The sequence below is a fragment of the Phycisphaerae bacterium genome (assembly GCA_017999985.1).
Classification (GTDB): domain Bacteria; phylum Planctomycetota; class Phycisphaerae; order UBA1845; family Fen-1342; genus JAGNKU01.
In genome coordinates this window covers 93,097-108,534 of record JAGNKU010000008.1, presented here as the reverse complement: position 1 = coordinate 108,534, position 15,438 = coordinate 93,097, and the positions used below count along the sequence as shown (strand labels likewise).

Below are 15,438 nucleotides of genomic sequence, written 5' to 3'. Positions count from 1 at the left end.
ATATGACTCGTCGTGTCGTCATCACCGGAATGGGTTGGATCACGCCTCTCGGCCATGACATCGAAGGCGTCTGGCGGCGGCTGCTCGCCGGCGAAAGCGGCATTGCGCCGACCACGAATTTCGATGCGCGCACTTTCCCGACGCAGTTCGCGGCCGAGGTGAAGGACTTCGACGTGCGCAGTTTCCTCGGCGCGCACTACGCCGACCACGCCACGTGCAGCCGCAACGCCGGCTTCGCCCTGGCCGCCGCGGAGCGGGCCTGGCGCCACGCCGGCCTGAACGGCCGGCCAGACGTTGATCCCACCCGGGTCGGCGTCTATCTCGGCGGCGGCGAAGGCCCGATCGATTTCGACAACTTCGTCGCGGCCGCCATCGCCGGCTGGGACCCAGCGCAGCGCCAGCTCGACGCCGTGCGCTGGGCCGAGGTCGCCGCAGCCCGCCTGACCGCCGTCAAGGAATTCGAGCAGGATCCGAACTGCGCCGCGTGCCACATCGCCTGCCGCTTCAACGCGCAGGGGCCGAACTTCAACACGCTGACCGCGTGTGCCGCCAGTACGCAAGCGCTTGGCGAGGCCGCCACGCTCATCCGCCGCGGCGATGCCGACGTGATGATCTCCGGCGGCGCGCACAGCATGATCCATCCGCTGGGCGTCACCGGTTTCAATCGCCTGACGGCCCTGTCGACGCGCAACGATAGCTGCGTCTCCGCGTCGCGCCCCTTTGACCGCACGCGCGACGGGTTCGTGCTCGGGGAGGGCGCCGGCATCCTCATCCTCGAGGAATACGAGTGCGCCAGGCGCCGCGGCGCACCCATCCTGGCCGAGATCACCGGCTACGGGTCGACGGCCGACGCCTTCCGCGTGACGGACATGCACGAAACCGGTCGCGGCGCGATCGCCGCCATGCGCGGCGCCCTGGACGACGCCCGGATTCAGCCACAGGACGTGCATTACATCTCCGCGCACGGCACGGGCACGGAAGAAAACGACAAGATCGAGACGCTCGCGATTCGAACCGTCTTCGGCGACTACGCGAGGAAAGTACCCATCAGCAGCGTGAAGAGCATGTTGGGCCACCTGATCGCCGGCGCCGGCGCGGTCGAGCTGATTACGTGCGTGCTGGCGATCCGCGATGGCATGATCCCGCCGACGATCAACTACCACGAGCCTGACCCGAACTGTGACCTGGATTACGTCCCCAACCAGGCCCGCAAGGCGACCGTCCGCACCTGTCTGAGCAACAGCTTCGGCTTCGGCGGCCAGAATGACACGCTGATTGTCCGCGCGTGCGATTGACGGACCCCGCCCTCAGCGACAGTTCCACCGGTAGTACAGGCCCTCCCGTATGTCCTGATCGTAGATCTCCTCCACGGTGCGCCGGGCGGCGGCCTGGAGCGTCTCCCGGTCCGCGAGGTCGCCCACCGCGACGATCTTCAGGAAATTCGTCAACACGTAAAACCGCCCGTTCGTCGGGCCGTACAGGCGGTACACCCGCTCGAACGGATCGCACACCAGGATCACGTTCGGCGCCGGCAGGCTGCAATCCACCACGCGCGGCAAGACCTCCTCACACGGCGCGTCCGCGCGACCGACGCAGACGACCCGCACTGCGACCATGCACTGGCTCGCGCGCCGCGCCAGCTCGGACAGCTCGCGCACCGCGTCGCAACTCGGCCACGCCGGATCGTCACTGAACGCCAGGATCGTCACCCGGCCGTGGACGGCACTGAGGCGTGTAACCACGCCGTCCGCGCCTCTGAACGCGAAGTCGCGAAACTGATCGCCCACGCCCAGTTCCGCCTCCCCGTACGGTCGCAGCGCTGTCGCCGTTGGAATCACCCGCAGCGGCGCTGCGCATCCCGCGAGCCCCGCGGTCAGCATCACAAACGCCCACCGTGCCCCTTTCGACGTGTGCACTCGAGTTCCCACGGCGGAGCATTATACAACCTTCGCGCGCGTGCTCTGCCCGGACTCGACGAATGAGCGGCGCCGGCGTATAAGAATCGGCACGGGGGCGCACGGGTGCGCACCGCTTTCATTTCCGGGAACTTGGCACAACCAGAGGGTTCGCACATGGCCAGACTGCAACGGATGGGGTGGCCGCGGGCGGGGCAACTCGCACTACTGATCGCAGCACTCGTGCTCATGCCGCCCGCTGGCGGACAGGTGACCGGCGATGATTCACTGCCGCCGGTGCCGAAGAACGACTTCACCACCGACTCCGCCTGCGACGTGCTTACCGTGACTGCCAGCACCGAGTTGAGAGTCCGCCGCGCGGCGGAGGAGACCGCGGTCCGCCTGATCGGGGTCTACGTGCCGCGCAGCGGTGCCGCTGCGGACGCCGCCCGCGCATACATCGCACGCTTGCTCGATGGCGAGTCCGTCTATGTGCGGACCGACCCGGATTGGCCAACATCCGATGACGGCCGCATCTGGGCCTACGTGTACCGCGCGCCGGACGGGCTCTTCATCAACCTGGAGCTCATCCGCCAGGGCTACGCGCGCTGTGCCGCCGCGCAGCCCTTCGAGCATCAGAAGCTGCTCCGCGCCTACGAACGGCTCGCGCAGCAGCGGCAGAAAGGCATCTGGGCCGCGCCGCCGGCCGGTCACGACGACGCACCGACGTCCCAGCCGCGCGCACAGAAACCGCCCCCGCCTGCCACGCAGCCGGCTCCGGCCGCTGCGAACGTGGATGAGACGATCGTCTACATCACCGAGCACGGCCGGAAATATCACACGCAGGAGTGCCGCTTCGCGAGCAATGCCCGGGCCGTCACTCTGCGCGAAGCGAAAGCCCTCGGCCTCACCCCCTGCGCCCGCTGCAAGCCCCCGCCCTAGTCCAAGCACGTTCAGTTGTCGCGCGCTGTACCGCGCGGCTATACTCCCATGGTCGTCCCCCGTTCGTGCTGCGCCGTGCGGGACGCTAGAAAGCGCGAGCATGCGACTCCTGATCATTGGGGACATCGTCGGGCGGCCGGGTAAGCACGCCTGCTCGCAGGTCATCCCCAAGCTCATCGCCGAGCGCGAAATCTCTTGCGTGATCGCCAACGCCGAGAACGCCGCGTCCGGCAGCGGCCTCACTCCGCAAATGTTCGCCAAGCTCCGCCACTACGGCATCGACGTCTGCACCATGGGCGACCACATCTACCGCCGGCGTGAAGTCCTCCCGCTGCTCGAATCCTCCGACCGCATCGTCCGCCCCGCGAATTTGCCGCCGGAAGCGACCGGAGCCGAGATCGCCATCATCGAAGCCCGCAACGGCGTGCGCGTGGCCGTGATTTCGCTGCTCGGCCGCACCTTCATGAACGTCCGCGCCGATTGTCCCTTCCACGCCGCCGACCGGTTGCTCGCGCATCTCGGCGACGGCGTGAAGACCGTCGTCGTTGACATGCACGCCGAGGTCACCAGCGAAAAAGTCGCGCTCGGCTGGTACCTCGATGGCCGCGTCTCCGCCGTCGTCGGTACGCACACGCACGTGCAAACCGCCGACGAACGCATCCTCCCGCGTGGCACCGCCTACATCACCGATCTCGGCATGACCGGCCCGTACGATTCCGTCCTCGGCCGCGACAAGGACGCGGTGATCCACTCCCTCGTCACCGGCGTCCCCCGTCAGTACGTCGTCGCCACCGACGATGCCCGCGTTTGCGGCGTGATCATCGAGACCGACGACCGCACCGGCCAGGCCCGCTGGATCGAACGCGTGAACATCCCCGACCCCCAACCAGTCCCGGCCGGCCCGGACGAATAACGCTAATCCTCGTAGTCGGGAGGGCGAGGCTCCAGCCGAGCCAGTAGCGGCCGACCCCCGAGTCGGCCGAGCGCAGCGCGTGAAAAGGCCCGCACTTACCCCGCCCCCGGCAGCGCCTTATCGCTCGGCTCCGTCATCGACCGCGGATCGAGCACCTCGCGGAGCCGCGCTTCGTCCAGCACCTTCTTCTCCAGCGCCACTTGCCGCACCGTCTTGCCCGTCCGGGCCGCTTCCTTCGCAATCGCCGCGGCGGCATCATAGCCGATGAGCGGTGCCAGGCTTGTGCACATCGCCAGCGACTGCTCGATCAGCTCCGTGCAGCGCTCCGTGTTCGCCGTCAGCCCGTGGATGCACTTGTCCGCGAAGACGTGGCACACGTTGCTCAGCAGCCGGATCGATTCCAGCATGTTGTGCGCCATCACCGGCATCCCCGTGTGCAGGTCGAGATTGCCGAGCATCGCCGCCGCGAACGTCACCGCCGCGTCATTCCCGATCACCTGCGCGCACACCTGCAGCACCGACTCGCAAATCACCGGGTTCACCTTGCCCGGCATGATCGAGCTGCCCGGCTGCGTCGCCGGCAGCCGCAGCTCGCCCAACCCGCAGCGCGGCCCGCTGCCGAGCCAGCGAATGTCGTTCGCGACCTTCGTCAGGCTGACCGCGATGGTCCGCAGCACGCCCGACGCCGCCACGACCGCATCCTTCGCCGCCTGCGCCTCGAAATGGTTCGCTGCCTCGTGGAACGCCTCGCGCGTCTCGTGGTTCAGAATCTCGCAGACGAGCTTCGCGAACTGCGGATGCGTGTTGATGCCCGTCCCGACCGCCGTCCCGCCGATCGGCAACTCGCGCAGGATGATGATTTTCTGCATGATTCGCCGGTCGGCGTGCGCAATCTGGCTCGCGTACCCGCTGAATTCCTGTCCCAGCCGGATCGGCGTCGCGTCCATCAGGTGGGTCCGCCCGATCTTGACGATCGCGTCGAACTCCTGCGCCTTCGCCGCGAGCGCCTTCTGCAGCCCATGCAGTGCCGGCATGAGGTCGCCATGCAGCGCCTCGACAATGGCGACATGCATCGCGGTCGGAATCACGTCATTGGAAGACTGCCCCATGTTGACGTGGTCGTTGGGGTGAATGTGCGGCGTGGGAACGGCCTGTTCCCTGTTCCCCGTTCCCTGTTCCCTCATCCCCGCCCCCCCTTCGTGCCTTCTGGATTCCGTGCCTTCGTGCCTCTCCCCGATCTGCCCCGCCCGCCGCGCAATGACCTCATTCGCATTCATATTCGTGCTGGTGCCCGACCCCGTCTGAAAGATGTCCAGCACGAAATGATCGTCGAGCCGCCCGTCGATGACCTCGCGCGCCGCTTGCTGAATCAGCGCCCCGACGTGTGGATCGAGCTTGCCCAGCCGCTTGTTCGCCTCCGCGGCGGCGTACTTCACCAACCCCAGCGCCCGGATGAACCGCCGGCCGAAGCGGTAGCCGCTAACCGGAAAATTCAGCACCGCCCGCTGCGTCGAAGCCCCCCACAACGCCGCCGCGGGAACCGCCATCTCGCCCATCGAGTCGCGTTCGATTCGTGATTCGGCCATCGGTTCTCCTTGCATAGCGTTGTCTCTCCACCGGCCCGGTCGTACTGGACCCATACCGGAGTGTAGCGGGGCATCGGCTACTCGGCGATGGGAAGCGCGTCGCGCGCGGATCGGCGTGCGGCTCAAACACGCGTTAGCGCGGGCCGCGATCTTCCAGTTGCTGCACCCGCGGCCCCAGCCGCTGGCCGGCCCAAGCCAGCGACTTGAACAGTAGCGCCCCGAAAATCACCACGGCGACCGACATCAGCAGCGCCGCACGCCACCGGCGTTGCCGAATCAACGTCGCGGCCGGCGTATATGCGATCAGCACCAGAATCCCCGCGACCACCACCACCGCATCAAAGCTCGCCCGTTGCCAGTACGAGCCGCCGAGGTGCAGCCACATGCCGAACTCGTCGAACGTCAGCCCGAGTCCGACGCCGTACAGTGCCGCCGCCCACGACAGGCCCCGCCCCACCGGCCGCGCGAAGAGCAGATAAGCCCCCGTGCCGGCGAGCAGGATGATACCGAAGTTCAGATGATGCACGTGCGTGCCGCGTACGTTGACGTACAGGTCCGGCAGCCAGTGCGCCATGATGAGAAAGACCACCACGCGCGACGCCATGAACGTCAGCAGGAAGCTGTACAGCACCCGCCGGGCCAGTCGCCGACTGGCCGCGACGTCGCTGTGCGTTGGATCACCTTCGGCGGCCATGCGCGCATTCTAGCGGAATCCAGCGCGCTCGCCGCGCGCAGTAACACCCCCCCCGCCCAGCGAAGGGGCAGGGGGAGAGTCAACGCACGGGCGATCGCGCACGTTCACACTGTCCGCAGGATGCGAACACGCCCCGATTGACGTGCTTCGTGTCTTCGCGCCTTTGTGGCTCTGTGTGTCGCCTCCGCGGCGGCGGCGGAGCGGCACGTGCCGGGCGAGTACGCGACGCTCCAGGCGGCGATCGACGCCTGCCTCGCCGGTGACGAGGTCATCATCGCCGACGGCACGTATACGGGCGTCGGTAACACGAGCCTCGAACTTCACGGGCTGGCGATCACGGTCCGTTCGGCGAGCGGCGACCCGGCCACATGCGTCATTGACTGCGAGGGGAGCGGGCGGGGGTTCTATTTTCACAACAGCGAAGGAGCAGACTCAATTGTCCAGGGCTTGACGATACGAAGCGGAAACGTGACTAACGGCAACGGCGGTGGCGTATACTGCTACTCCTCCAGCCCGATGCTCATCAGTTGTGCGGTCACGGGCAATACTGCCCGCACGGGCGGCGGCGTATGCGTATACGACGCCAGCCCGACGCTGACCGACTGCACGATCCAGGGTAACCTCGCCCGCGGCTACGGGGGCGCTGTGGTCTGCTCCTCCTCCTCCAACCCGACGCTGACCGACTGCGCGATCGCCAGCAACATGGCCAGCATCAACGGTGGCGGCGTGTTCTGCCACTTTTCCAGTCCGACGCTGGTCCGTTGTTCGATCACGAGCAACACGTGCAGCAGCAACGGCGGCGGCGTGTACTGCGACAGGTCCAGTCCGACCCTGACCGGCTGCACGATCGCGGGGAACATCACCATCAGTTGTGGCGGCGGCGTGTTCTTCGACGACTACTCCATGCCGATGCTGACCAACTGCACGATCGCCGGCAACACGGCCATCGGCGGCGGCGTGTGGTGCGACTACTACTCCGGCCCGACGTTGATCAACTGCACAATCACCAGCAACGAAGCCGGTTCGGGCGGCGGCATGTTCTGCTACTACGCATCCAGCCCGACGCTAACCAACTGCATCCTCTGGGCTGACACGCCACAGGAGATCTCGGTCGATACGGGGGTCAACACTCTGCTCACCCACTGCAACGCCCAGGGTGGCTGGAGCGGCGACGGTAACATTAACGCCGACCCGCTGTTCCGCGATCCGGACGGGCCGGATGATGATCCGAATACCGTGGGGGACAACGACTACCGGCTGGCGTTCGATTCGCCGTGTCTCGACGTTGGCGACAACAGCGTTGTGCCCGCCGGCTCGCTCGACCTCGACGGGCATCCGCGGATTGCGCGGTTCGTCGTGGATATGGGCGCGTACGAAATCCCGTTCGGTGATCTGGATTGCAGCGGGACGATCGACTTCGGCGACATCAATCCATTTGTGCTGGTCCTGAGCAATCCGCCGGCGTATGCACAGATGTACCCGGATTGCCCGCCGCCGCATGGTGATCTGGATGCCAACGGCGAAGTCGGCTTCGGCGACATCAATCCGTTCGTGGCGGTGCTGACGGGGGGCAAGTGAGGCCTACTGGCGGGACGCCGGTGCCACAGGCAGCAAAGCGGAACTTCGCTCTCCCCCTCCGTGGCTCCGTGGCTTCCTTCGTCACTTGGGCTGGGCAACCCCGCGCATCACGGCGCCGTGATGCACGTTTGAATCACCGCCAGGTCGTGCGCGTCCACGTCGCGATCGGCATCACTGTCGCCGCCCAGGCAGAACGTCCCGGGGTTGTACATCAGCCCTGGGCCACGCAGGCAGTACGCCAGCGGCGGCAGATCCGCGGCGTCCACGCGCCCGTCGCCGGTGTAATCGCCCGCGCAGCCACTCTCCAGCAGGCTGGAGTCGGCGACCCAGCCATTGCCGCTCGGAAACGCGCAATACCACCAGTGCGTATTCGACGCGCGCAGCCCATTCAGGGTGTGATCGAGAACGACACCTTCGGTGTTGGCGGCGACCGACCCGGAGGAGTTGTAGTTGATGCCCGGTCCGATACGCAGGGCCGCGCTGCCGGTGGCACGCACCAGGGCGCCGGTCGTGAACCGCGTGGACTGCTCCACCGGCGCGACCGTGGCCATGAACAGCCCGTTGGCGACGGCGCGTTCGCTGCCGTCCGAAGGCACGTTCATCACCGTGCCATTGAGCCACATCGTCGATGATCCGCCGCCGTCCTGGTTCAGACCCTCGACCGCCGCGAGGTAATCGATGCAGAACGTGCCCAGCTCGGTCATGCTCATGCCGACGCTTTGCGTCGAACGGCCGTCGACGACGATGAAGTAGATGTAGCTGCTGTCGAACGCGATGGCGGTGCGCGGGTGGCGCTGCGTCGCCCCGGGGTCGCTCGACGGCTGAATGACGCCGTCCTTCAGGAAGTGGAAACTGCCGCCGATGCTGGAGTAAGTCTTGGTCCAGTCCCACGCATACGGCGTGCTGCAATCGTGCTCGTAGTGCGTGATCTCCTGGGCGATGCGCACCTCGGCGCCGACGGTCACGTTCGCCAGCAGCGTGGTTGCGGCGGAGCCCTGGGCTGACAACACGACGTGATCGAACGGGACAAGTGTGGAGCCGGCATTAGGCCGGATCTCGATTACGGTGCCAACGGCGCCTGACGGCGGCGGCAGGATCATCGCCGGGCGTGACAACTTCACGAGCACTTCCGCGCCGCTGTTGTCCGTGAGCGTCGTTAGGTCGTAGTGGTGCGTGTAGAGGATCAGCTCGTTGCTGCCGCGCGTCCGGTTGAGGCCGTCGAGTTCCTGCGACTGTCCCGTGGCGAGATAGGTCACCTTTTGCTTGCTGGGGATGTGATAGACGCATTCTCCGATGAACGCGTCACGGTCCAGCTGCCAGGCGAAGCCGCTGGCGCCGCCCAGATCGCCGAAGCGCTTGGCGTACCAGCCGCCGGAAATCTGCCCGCCGGTCGGAATGCCGCTGCTGTAGAAATCACCATTGACGGCGACGACGAGGTCATAGCGCGTGCCCCAGGTCTGGCCCCAGTAGCCGATGGCGTCCTCGTGGCGCGTGGCCATGCTGCTGACGGTCTCGGTGCCGCCGGTGAGCCGGCCCTGCGCGATCATGCTGTCGATGGTGCAATCCAGGTTGCCGCGGTCCATGCGGGCGACGTAGACGTTGTTGGGGCCTGCGACGATGAATTCCTGGTAGTCGATGCCGGGTGCGGCCGGCGTCCATTGGGCCAGCGCGGTGCTGCGAACGGCGGCCAGGCAGAATCCGACGACGAACGGGCGTGTGCGTGTGAGCATGCTTCTCCTCCTGGTCACCCGTGAGCGACAGTGCCTGACCGTCATTATACCGCGCCGGCGTGTCTGGCGCGCTGCCGTTGACAAGCGTGCCGGGTGTGGGCGCAATGTGTGGCACCTGGAAAGGAGGCCCGGAGTATGCGTCAGATTCTCTGCGCAAGCGTGGCGGTGGTCGGTGTGGCGATCGCGTGCGGTGGGTGTCGCGCCCCGCAGCCCGAAGTGAATCGGGCCGGGCTCGACGATCTCGACCGGCGCTACGCGGCGATTCTCGCGCAGAGCAGCGATTTCGGCCCCGGCGGACGGATCGTGCTGGATACGGCGTACCGGACGCTGCGGGCGGGCCGGGCCGAAGGCAAGTGGCCGCTGGTCGGGCTGGAGGACTTGTGGGTCGAGGCGATCCAGGAGGGCCGCGGGCTGTTCAACGCCCCCGAGCGGCGCTGGGGCAAGACGACCGCCGAAGAGACGAAGGACATGATCGGCCAGACGACGATCGGGCCGTGGCAGATTACCGTCACGAATGTGAAGACGAAGTATGGGTTGCCCTACGGCGTGCAGCGGGACTGGTCGGATGCGCAGGTGTACGCGTACTGCCGCGATCATCCCGAAATCCAGGTGCGGATGATCGCGGACTACATCCAGGAGGCGTACGCGAAGTACGGAGCGCGCGGGCCGTACGGGATTCAGCGCTATTTCTGGCTGGAGGCGTATGTGCGGGGCTGGATCGGCCGCGGCGCGTGGGACCAGTCGGTGCTGCCGACGCCGCCGGACGGGGATTGGACGAAGCTCACGCCGGAGATGAAGGCGGACACGGGGTTTTATGCAAAGCAGGTTCTTGTGGGCTGGCGTGGCAATCCGCGCGGGCTGCTCTACTGGCTGTGGGTGACCGGCGACACGGACGGGATCCGGACAGCGCTGCGGCGGTGGCGCGACCAGACGCGGATGAACTGGGATGAAGCGACGGGGGATGCGGTCGGCACGCGCGAACCCGGCAGTTTCGCGATTCAGCCGGATGACTTGCGTTACCTGGCGCAGTATCCGGCGTGTCACGCGGCGGTGCTGCAGATCGTGCAGGAAGTGTTGGCGGAGAGGTAGCCGCGATGGCCAAGTCAGAGATCCGCGCGTTCACCGGGGCCGATCTGGACGCCGTCGGCACGATCTGGAACCGGGCGCTGCGGCGGGATCCGATCAATCCGGGGCGGCTGCGTGCGTGGCTGTTTGGCGATCCGGACTATTGGCCAGGGCCGGAGTGCGGATTCTTCGTAGCGACACGCGGCGGCACGCCGGTGGGGTTTGCGCGCGCGATCATCCGGCGTTATCCGAACGATCGTCTCGGCATCGAGCCGGAGCACGGCTGGATTCCGGTGCTGGCAGTCGATCCGGATCAGCAGCGGCAGGGGGTGGGGCGGGCGCTGTTGGAGGCGGCGCTGAATTACCTGCGCGCGGCGGGCCGGCGCCGGGTGTGGGTGTGCGGCAACACGGGCTCGGCACCGGGCTACGTATTCCCCGGGGTCGATCGCGACGCATACCCCGGTGCGCTGGTGCTGTTTACGAAGGCGGGCTTCGTCGTGGATCATGAGCCGGTCGCGATGTCCCGCGAGGCGGTCGATTTCGACGTGGACGCGTATCACCGGCAGGCGTGGGACGTCGGACGCGAGATCGAGGTCGCGGAGTTGTCGCCAGCGCGGGTGCCGGACTTTCTCGCGTTCCTGGCCGAGGCGTTTCCGGGCGACTGGAACATGGCGGCGCGGGCGAAGATTCGGAGCGGGGCGCTGCATGAGGTGTTGATCGCGTCGCGGGCGGGGCAGATCGTTGGCTACTGCCAGTGGGAGGGCGAGCATTTCGGCCCGTTCGGCGTGGTCGCGTCACAGCGCAGCCAGAAGATCGGGGCGAAGCTGTTTGTCGAGGCGGTGCGGCGAATACGGGCCGCGGACGGGCGGAGCGTGTGGTTCAACTGGGCGGATGAAGGCGCGGCGCGGTTCTACGCGCGGTTCGGCCTGCGGCCGACGCGGCGGTTTGCGATTCTGCGGAAGGACTTGTAAGCGATGGCGGCTGACAAGAAGCAACACGTGCTGGCGATCGGCGCCCACATCGGCGATGCGGAGATCACGGCCGGCCTGCTGGTGGCGAAATACGCGGCGGCGGGTCACAAGGCGACGATGCTGCACCTGACCGCGGGCGAGAAGGGCAATCCGCAGAAGGACGTGCGTGAGTATCGGCAGCAGCGGATTCGGGAGGCCGAAGCGACGGCGAGAATCCTGGGCGCGGCCGACTGCATCGTGCTGGACCATCCCGACGGCGAGCTGCACGCGGACCAGGCGACGATTCACGAGATGTGTGACCTCATCCGCCAGCTTCGGCCGGACATCGTGCTCACGCATTGGCGCGGGTCATTTCACCGCGATCATCGGGCGGCGTACGAGATCACGATGGAGGGCGGGTTTCTGGCGGCCTTGCCGGGGATCGAGCGGGCGCAGCCGGCACACCTGGTGCGCGGGCTGTACTACCTCGAGAACTGGGAGGACCGCGAGGACTATCACCCCGACCTGTGGGTCGATGTGAGCGCGGTGTTCGATACGTGGGTGGCGGCGTGCCGGGAGCACGAGCTGCTGCGCGGGGAGATTTCGTTCGACTATCTGCACTACTACACCGGGCTGGCGGCGCAGCGCGGGGCGGAAGTCGGCGTGAAATACGCGGTCGCGGTCAGCCTGCCGCCGATCTCGCGCAAGCGGAAAGTCGATTACTTCCCGATTGCCACGGAGCCGGTGCTGATCTTCTGAGCCGCCGCTGGCGGGAGTTGCCATGGGCGCGATCGCCATTCGCACGCTCCGTGGTCCGGATGTGCCGGGCGTGCTGACCGTCTGGAACCGCGCGCTGCGGCGCAATCCGATGAGCGCCGGGCGCTTCGTTTCGGCGATCCTGGCGGACCCCGACTATCGCCCCGGCGGCGACTCCGGCTTCTTCGTCGCGACGGACGGCGACGAGCCGATCGGCTTTCTGCGCGCGATCATCCGGTACTGGCCCAACGACCGGCTGGGCCTGGAGCCCGCGGATGGGTGGATTCCGTACCTGGCGGTGACGCCGGAGCGGCAACGGCGCGGCGTGGGGACGGCGTTGCTGGCGGCGGGGCTGGAGTTCTTCGCGCGCCACGGGCGCCAGCGTGTGTGGGTGTGCGGCACGCCGACGTCGGCGCCGGGCTCGATCATGCCGGGCGCGGACGACGAGGCGTACCCCGGAGCGCGGCGGCTGTTCGCGCGGCACGGGTTCGTGGAGGACCAGCCGGCGTTCTCGATGGCCCGCGAGGTCGTGGATTTCGACGCGGCGGCGTTTCGCGCGTGGGCTTGGCAGACCGGACTGTCGGTGCGCGTCGAGACGCTGACGCCGGCGCGCGTGCCGGCGCTGTTCGAGTTTCTGGCGGCGTCGCTGCCGGGGGCGTGGAACATGGCCGCGCGGGCAAAGGTGCAGAGTGGGGCGCTGCACGAGTTGCTGGTGGCGATCGATGGCGACGTGGTGGTCGGCTACTGCCAATGGACCGGCGAGCATTTCGGGCCGTTTGGCGTGGCGCCGGCGGCGCGCCAGCAGCGCGTCGGGGCCAAGCTGTTCATCGAGGCCGTGTGCCGCATCCGGGCGGCGGACGGCCGCACCGTGTGGTTCAACTGGGCCGATGACCGCGCGCGGCAGTTCTACGAGCGATTCGGACTGCGCGTGACGCGGCGGTTCGTGGTATTGCGACGGGGCTGAGAATCGCGCCAAGCGGCGCAGCGCGCGGAGGCCCGTGCAGACGTCATGAACGAAGTAACGCCCCACCTGGCCCGCATCGACTGGCTCATTATCCTCGCGTTCATCGTGCTGTCCGTTGGCATCGGCGTGGTGCTCAGTCGCCGTGCCCGGCGCTCGGTGCGCGAGTACTTCACCTCGGGCGGCTCGACTTCGTGGTGGTTGCTGGGCACGTCGATGGTCGCGACGACGTTCGCGGCCGACACGCCGCTGACGCTGGCTGGTTGGGTCGTGACGAAGGGGGTGGCGCAGAACTGGTTCTGGTGGTGCCAGGTGCCGGTGACGATGCTGGGCGTGTTCTTCATCGCGGCACTCTGGCGGCGGGCCGCGCTGGTGACGGACGCCGAGCTGGTGGATGTGCGCTATTCGGGCCGGTCCGCCGCCGTGCTGCGCGGGTTCAAGGCGCTCTTCTTCGCACTGGTCTACGGCAACCTGATCATGGGCTGGGTCAACCTGGCAATGACCAAGATCGTGCAGTTGACGCTGCCGAACATCCCGCACGTCGCCGGCGTGGACGAGGCCATGCTGTGGACGTATCTGAACACGCCGCTCTCGAACGAGCTGGCCCCGCAGGCGCGGACGGCGATGCGGACGGGCGCGCTCAATCCGCTGAAGCTGTACTACGACGAGTGGGGGCTGCTCCAGCGCCCCGAGCGCACCGGCGTCATGCGTGAAGTCGAGCGGGTCTTCGCCCGCTGCACATATGCCAGCGAGCGTAACGGGGCATATCGACAGTCTCCGGGCGCTGGCGCCCCGACCGCGGACGAGGTTGACAGGCTGCGGGCGTACGTCGCGTCCGTGCAGGCGGAGCCCTACCTGGAAAAGCTCGGCCTGGGCCAGCGCGCGGCCGACCTGCACGCCACCTGGACGCGCCTGCAACCGGCGCACGCCGAATTCGAGCCACCGGCGGCGCTGGCGCTGCTGCGCAACGTGGACCTCGCGATTGCCGGGGTCAACAAGCTGCGGATTCTGTTGCTGCTATTCCTCATCGTGAGCGGCTACACCGTGATCTCGGGCCTGTGGGGCGTCATGGTGACGGACTTCGTCCAGTTCTGGATCGCGATGGGCGGCTGCGTGTTCCTCGCCGTGCTCGCCGTCGGCAAGCTCGGCGGGCTCGACGCCACGCTCCAGCAGATGGCGGACATCTACTCGGTCGAGCGGGCGCGCGGCATGTCCAACCTGCTGCCCAGCGCCGGCGCGAGCGACCTGGACCTCATGCCCTGGAGTCACTTCCTGGCCTTTATTCTGATCTATTCCTATGCCACGCAATTCAGCGACGGCGGCTACTATTTCGCCCAGCGGATGCTGGCGGCGAAGAACGAGCGGCACGCTGCGCTGGGCTACCTGTGGTACGCGGTGGCGCACTACTGCCTGCGGATGTGGCCGTGGATCATCGTGGGCTTCGCGGCGGCGGTCATGTTTCCATACACGCGCGACGCCATCACGGGCCTGTATCCGCCGGAGGCCGTCGCCGAGGAAGGCTACGTGCGGGTGATGCTCGCCGTGCTGCCACCGGGGTTGCTGGGGCTGTTGCTGGCGGCGTTCCTGGCGGCGTACATGTCGACGATCGCGACGCAGCTCAACGTTGGGGCGTCGTACCTGGTGAATGACTTCTACCGTCCGTTCGTGCGCCGCGGCGCATCGGAACGACACTATGTCATCGTGTCCCAGTTGGCCACGGTAGCTATCACGGTGATCGGCCTGGGCGTGAGCCTGTTCTACAGCTCGATCTCCGGCGCCTGGTTCTTCCTGGGCACCATCAGCGCCGGTATCGGCGTGATCTACCTGCTGCGCTGGTTCTGGTGGCGGATCAACGCCTGGAGCGAGATCGCCTGCCTGGTGTCCCTGCTGATCTACCCCATCGTGCTCAAGCTGTGGCCGGGAGCGCTGGCGGGCATCGAGCAGCCGCTGCCGCTGAACCTGCTCTACCTCGTGCCCTACTCGGTCGGCACGGCCCTGGTCGTGACGTACCTGACGAAACCCGTCGCGCGTGAGAAACTCATCGCGTTCTATCGGAAGGTGCAGCCCGGCGGCCCCGGCTGGCGCCACATCGAGGCCGAAATCCGCCGGACGGACCCGGGGTTCCGCTGTGCGACACCGCTGACCTGGGCGGCCGCGCGCGGCTTCCTCATCGCCACCTGCGCGGTCTATTGCGTGCTGTTCGGCAGCGGCCTGCTGATCGTCGGCGACGCGTTCACGCCCGACCCGCGCATTCCGGCGCGCTGGCTGGGCTGCGCGCTGCTGGCGGTCGGCGCGGTGCTGGGCTGGCTGACGGCGCGGATGTTCTCTGAGCGGCGCTGGGGCGAGGGACCGTCGTGCTGAGCGGTGG

Annotated in this window: 13 protein-coding genes; 9 read left to right on the top strand and 4 right to left on the bottom strand. The window is 67.4% G+C overall.

Translation table 11 applies throughout. The features are described 5' to 3' along the window. Window positions 1-2: 2 nt before the first annotated feature. Window positions 3-1,295 carry a beta-ketoacyl-[acyl-carrier-protein] synthase family protein gene (locus tag KA383_12135; protein MBP7746870.1) on the top strand — a complete coding sequence of 431 codons (1,293 nt, stop codon included), beginning with the start codon at window positions 3-5 and terminating at the stop codon, window positions 1,293-1,295. 12 nt (window positions 1,296-1,307) lie between these two features. Here KA383_12135 and KA383_12130 read toward each other — a convergent pair whose 3' ends face one another. Next, window positions 1,308-1,883, bottom strand: coding sequence for a hypothetical protein (locus KA383_12130; GenBank protein ID MBP7746869.1), 576 nt, complete (start codon window positions 1,881-1,883; stop codon window positions 1,308-1,310). Between the two features lie 189 nt (window positions 1,884-2,072). Here KA383_12130 and KA383_12125 point away from each other — a divergent pair, with 189 nt between their 5' ends. Further along, on the top strand, window positions 2,073-2,837 hold the full coding sequence (locus KA383_12125; GenBank protein ID MBP7746868.1) for a thermonuclease family protein: 765 nt from the start codon (window positions 2,073-2,075) through the stop codon (window positions 2,835-2,837). 100 nt (window positions 2,838-2,937) lie between these two features. Continuing rightward, window positions 2,938-3,750, top strand: a complete 813-nt coding sequence (locus tag KA383_12120; GenBank protein ID MBP7746867.1) for a TIGR00282 family metallophosphoesterase — start codon at window positions 2,938-2,940, stop codon at window positions 3,748-3,750. A gap of 95 nt (window positions 3,751-3,845) precedes the next feature. Here KA383_12120 and KA383_12115 read toward each other — a convergent pair whose 3' ends face one another. Together KA383_12115 and KA383_12110 are read right to left on the bottom strand one after the other, a co-directional pair. Then, on the bottom strand, window positions 3,846-5,336 hold the full coding sequence (locus tag KA383_12115) for a class II fumarate hydratase (protein ID MBP7746866.1): 1,491 nt from the start codon (window positions 5,334-5,336) through the stop codon (window positions 3,846-3,848). A gap of 133 nt (window positions 5,337-5,469) precedes the next feature. Beyond that, window positions 5,470-5,967 carry a hypothetical protein gene (locus KA383_12110; GenBank protein ID MBP7746865.1) on the bottom strand — a complete coding sequence of 166 codons (498 nt, stop codon included), beginning with the start codon at window positions 5,965-5,967 and terminating at the stop codon, window positions 5,470-5,472. Window positions 5,968-6,237: 270 nt separating this feature from the next. Here KA383_12110 and KA383_12105 point away from each other — a divergent pair, with 270 nt between their 5' ends. Continuing rightward, window positions 6,238-7,608, top strand: coding sequence for a right-handed parallel beta-helix repeat-containing protein (locus KA383_12105; GenBank protein MBP7746864.1), 1,371 nt, complete (start codon window positions 6,238-6,240; stop codon window positions 7,606-7,608). Window positions 7,609-7,715: 107 nt separating this feature from the next. On the opposite strand, the gene KA383_12100 is transcribed toward KA383_12105, so the two are convergent. Beyond that, a complete protein-coding gene (locus KA383_12100) occupies window positions 7,716-9,338 on the bottom strand; it encodes a phosphodiester glycosidase family protein (GenBank protein ID MBP7746863.1) in 1,623 nt (540 codons plus the stop codon). Between the two features lie 135 nt (window positions 9,339-9,473). On the opposite strand from KA383_12100, the gene KA383_12095 reads away from it, so the two are divergent. Genes KA383_12095 through KA383_12075 form a run of 5 tightly spaced genes read left to right on the top strand, consistent with a single transcriptional unit; the run spans window position 9,474 to window position 15,431 of the window. Then, on the top strand, window positions 9,474-10,427 hold the full coding sequence (locus tag KA383_12095) for a hypothetical protein (protein MBP7746862.1): 954 nt from the start codon (window positions 9,474-9,476) through the stop codon (window positions 10,425-10,427). Between the two features lie 5 nt (window positions 10,428-10,432). Further along, entirely contained in the window at window positions 10,433-11,374 is a 942-nt protein-coding gene (locus KA383_12090; GenBank protein MBP7746861.1) for a GNAT family N-acetyltransferase, read from the top strand. A 3-nt stretch (window positions 11,375-11,377) separates the two neighbouring features. Continuing rightward, the gene (locus KA383_12085) at window positions 11,378-12,112 is read left to right on the top strand and encodes a PIG-L family deacetylase (protein MBP7746860.1); all 735 of its coding nucleotides are present in this window, start codon (window positions 11,378-11,380) and stop codon (window positions 12,110-12,112) included. Window positions 12,113-12,134: 22 nt separating this feature from the next. Continuing rightward, the gene (locus tag KA383_12080) at window positions 12,135-13,073 is read left to right on the top strand and encodes a GNAT family N-acetyltransferase (protein MBP7746859.1); all 939 of its coding nucleotides are present in this window, start codon (window positions 12,135-12,137) and stop codon (window positions 13,071-13,073) included. A 45-nt stretch (window positions 13,074-13,118) separates the two neighbouring features. Then, window positions 13,119-15,431 carry a Na+:solute symporter gene (locus tag KA383_12075; GenBank protein MBP7746858.1) on the top strand — a complete coding sequence of 771 codons (2,313 nt, stop codon included), beginning with the start codon at window positions 13,119-13,121 and terminating at the stop codon, window positions 15,429-15,431. Window positions 15,432-15,438 lie beyond the last annotated feature (7 nt).

What these genes read in the sequence shown, in the direction of transcription:
- KA383_12075 (MBP7746858.1), top strand. Translation starts at nt 13,119, where the DNA reads ATGAACGAAGTAACGCCCCACCTGGCCCGCATCGACTGGCTCATTATC.
- KA383_12085 (MBP7746860.1), top strand. Translation starts at nt 11,378, where the DNA reads ATGGCGGCTGACAAGAAGCAACACGTGCTGGCGATCGGCGCCCACATC.
- KA383_12100 (MBP7746863.1), bottom strand. Translation starts at nt 9,338, where the DNA reads ATGCTCACACGCACACGCCCGTTCGTCGTCGGATTCTGCCTGGCCGCC.
- KA383_12080 (MBP7746859.1), top strand. Translation starts at nt 12,135, where the DNA reads ATGGGCGCGATCGCCATTCGCACGCTCCGTGGTCCGGATGTGCCGGGC.
- KA383_12095 (MBP7746862.1), top strand. Translation starts at nt 9,474, where the DNA reads ATGCGTCAGATTCTCTGCGCAAGCGTGGCGGTGGTCGGTGTGGCGATC.
- KA383_12120 (MBP7746867.1), top strand. Translation starts at nt 2,938, where the DNA reads ATGCGACTCCTGATCATTGGGGACATCGTCGGGCGGCCGGGTAAGCAC.
- KA383_12090 (MBP7746861.1), top strand. Translation starts at nt 10,433, where the DNA reads ATGGCCAAGTCAGAGATCCGCGCGTTCACCGGGGCCGATCTGGACGCC.
- KA383_12115 (MBP7746866.1), bottom strand. Translation starts at nt 5,336, where the DNA reads ATGGCCGAATCACGAATCGAACGCGACTCGATGGGCGAGATGGCGGTT.
- KA383_12135 (MBP7746870.1), top strand. Translation starts at nt 3, where the DNA reads ATGACTCGTCGTGTCGTCATCACCGGAATGGGTTGGATCACGCCTCTC.
- KA383_12125 (MBP7746868.1), top strand. Translation starts at nt 2,073, where the DNA reads ATGGCCAGACTGCAACGGATGGGGTGGCCGCGGGCGGGGCAACTCGCA.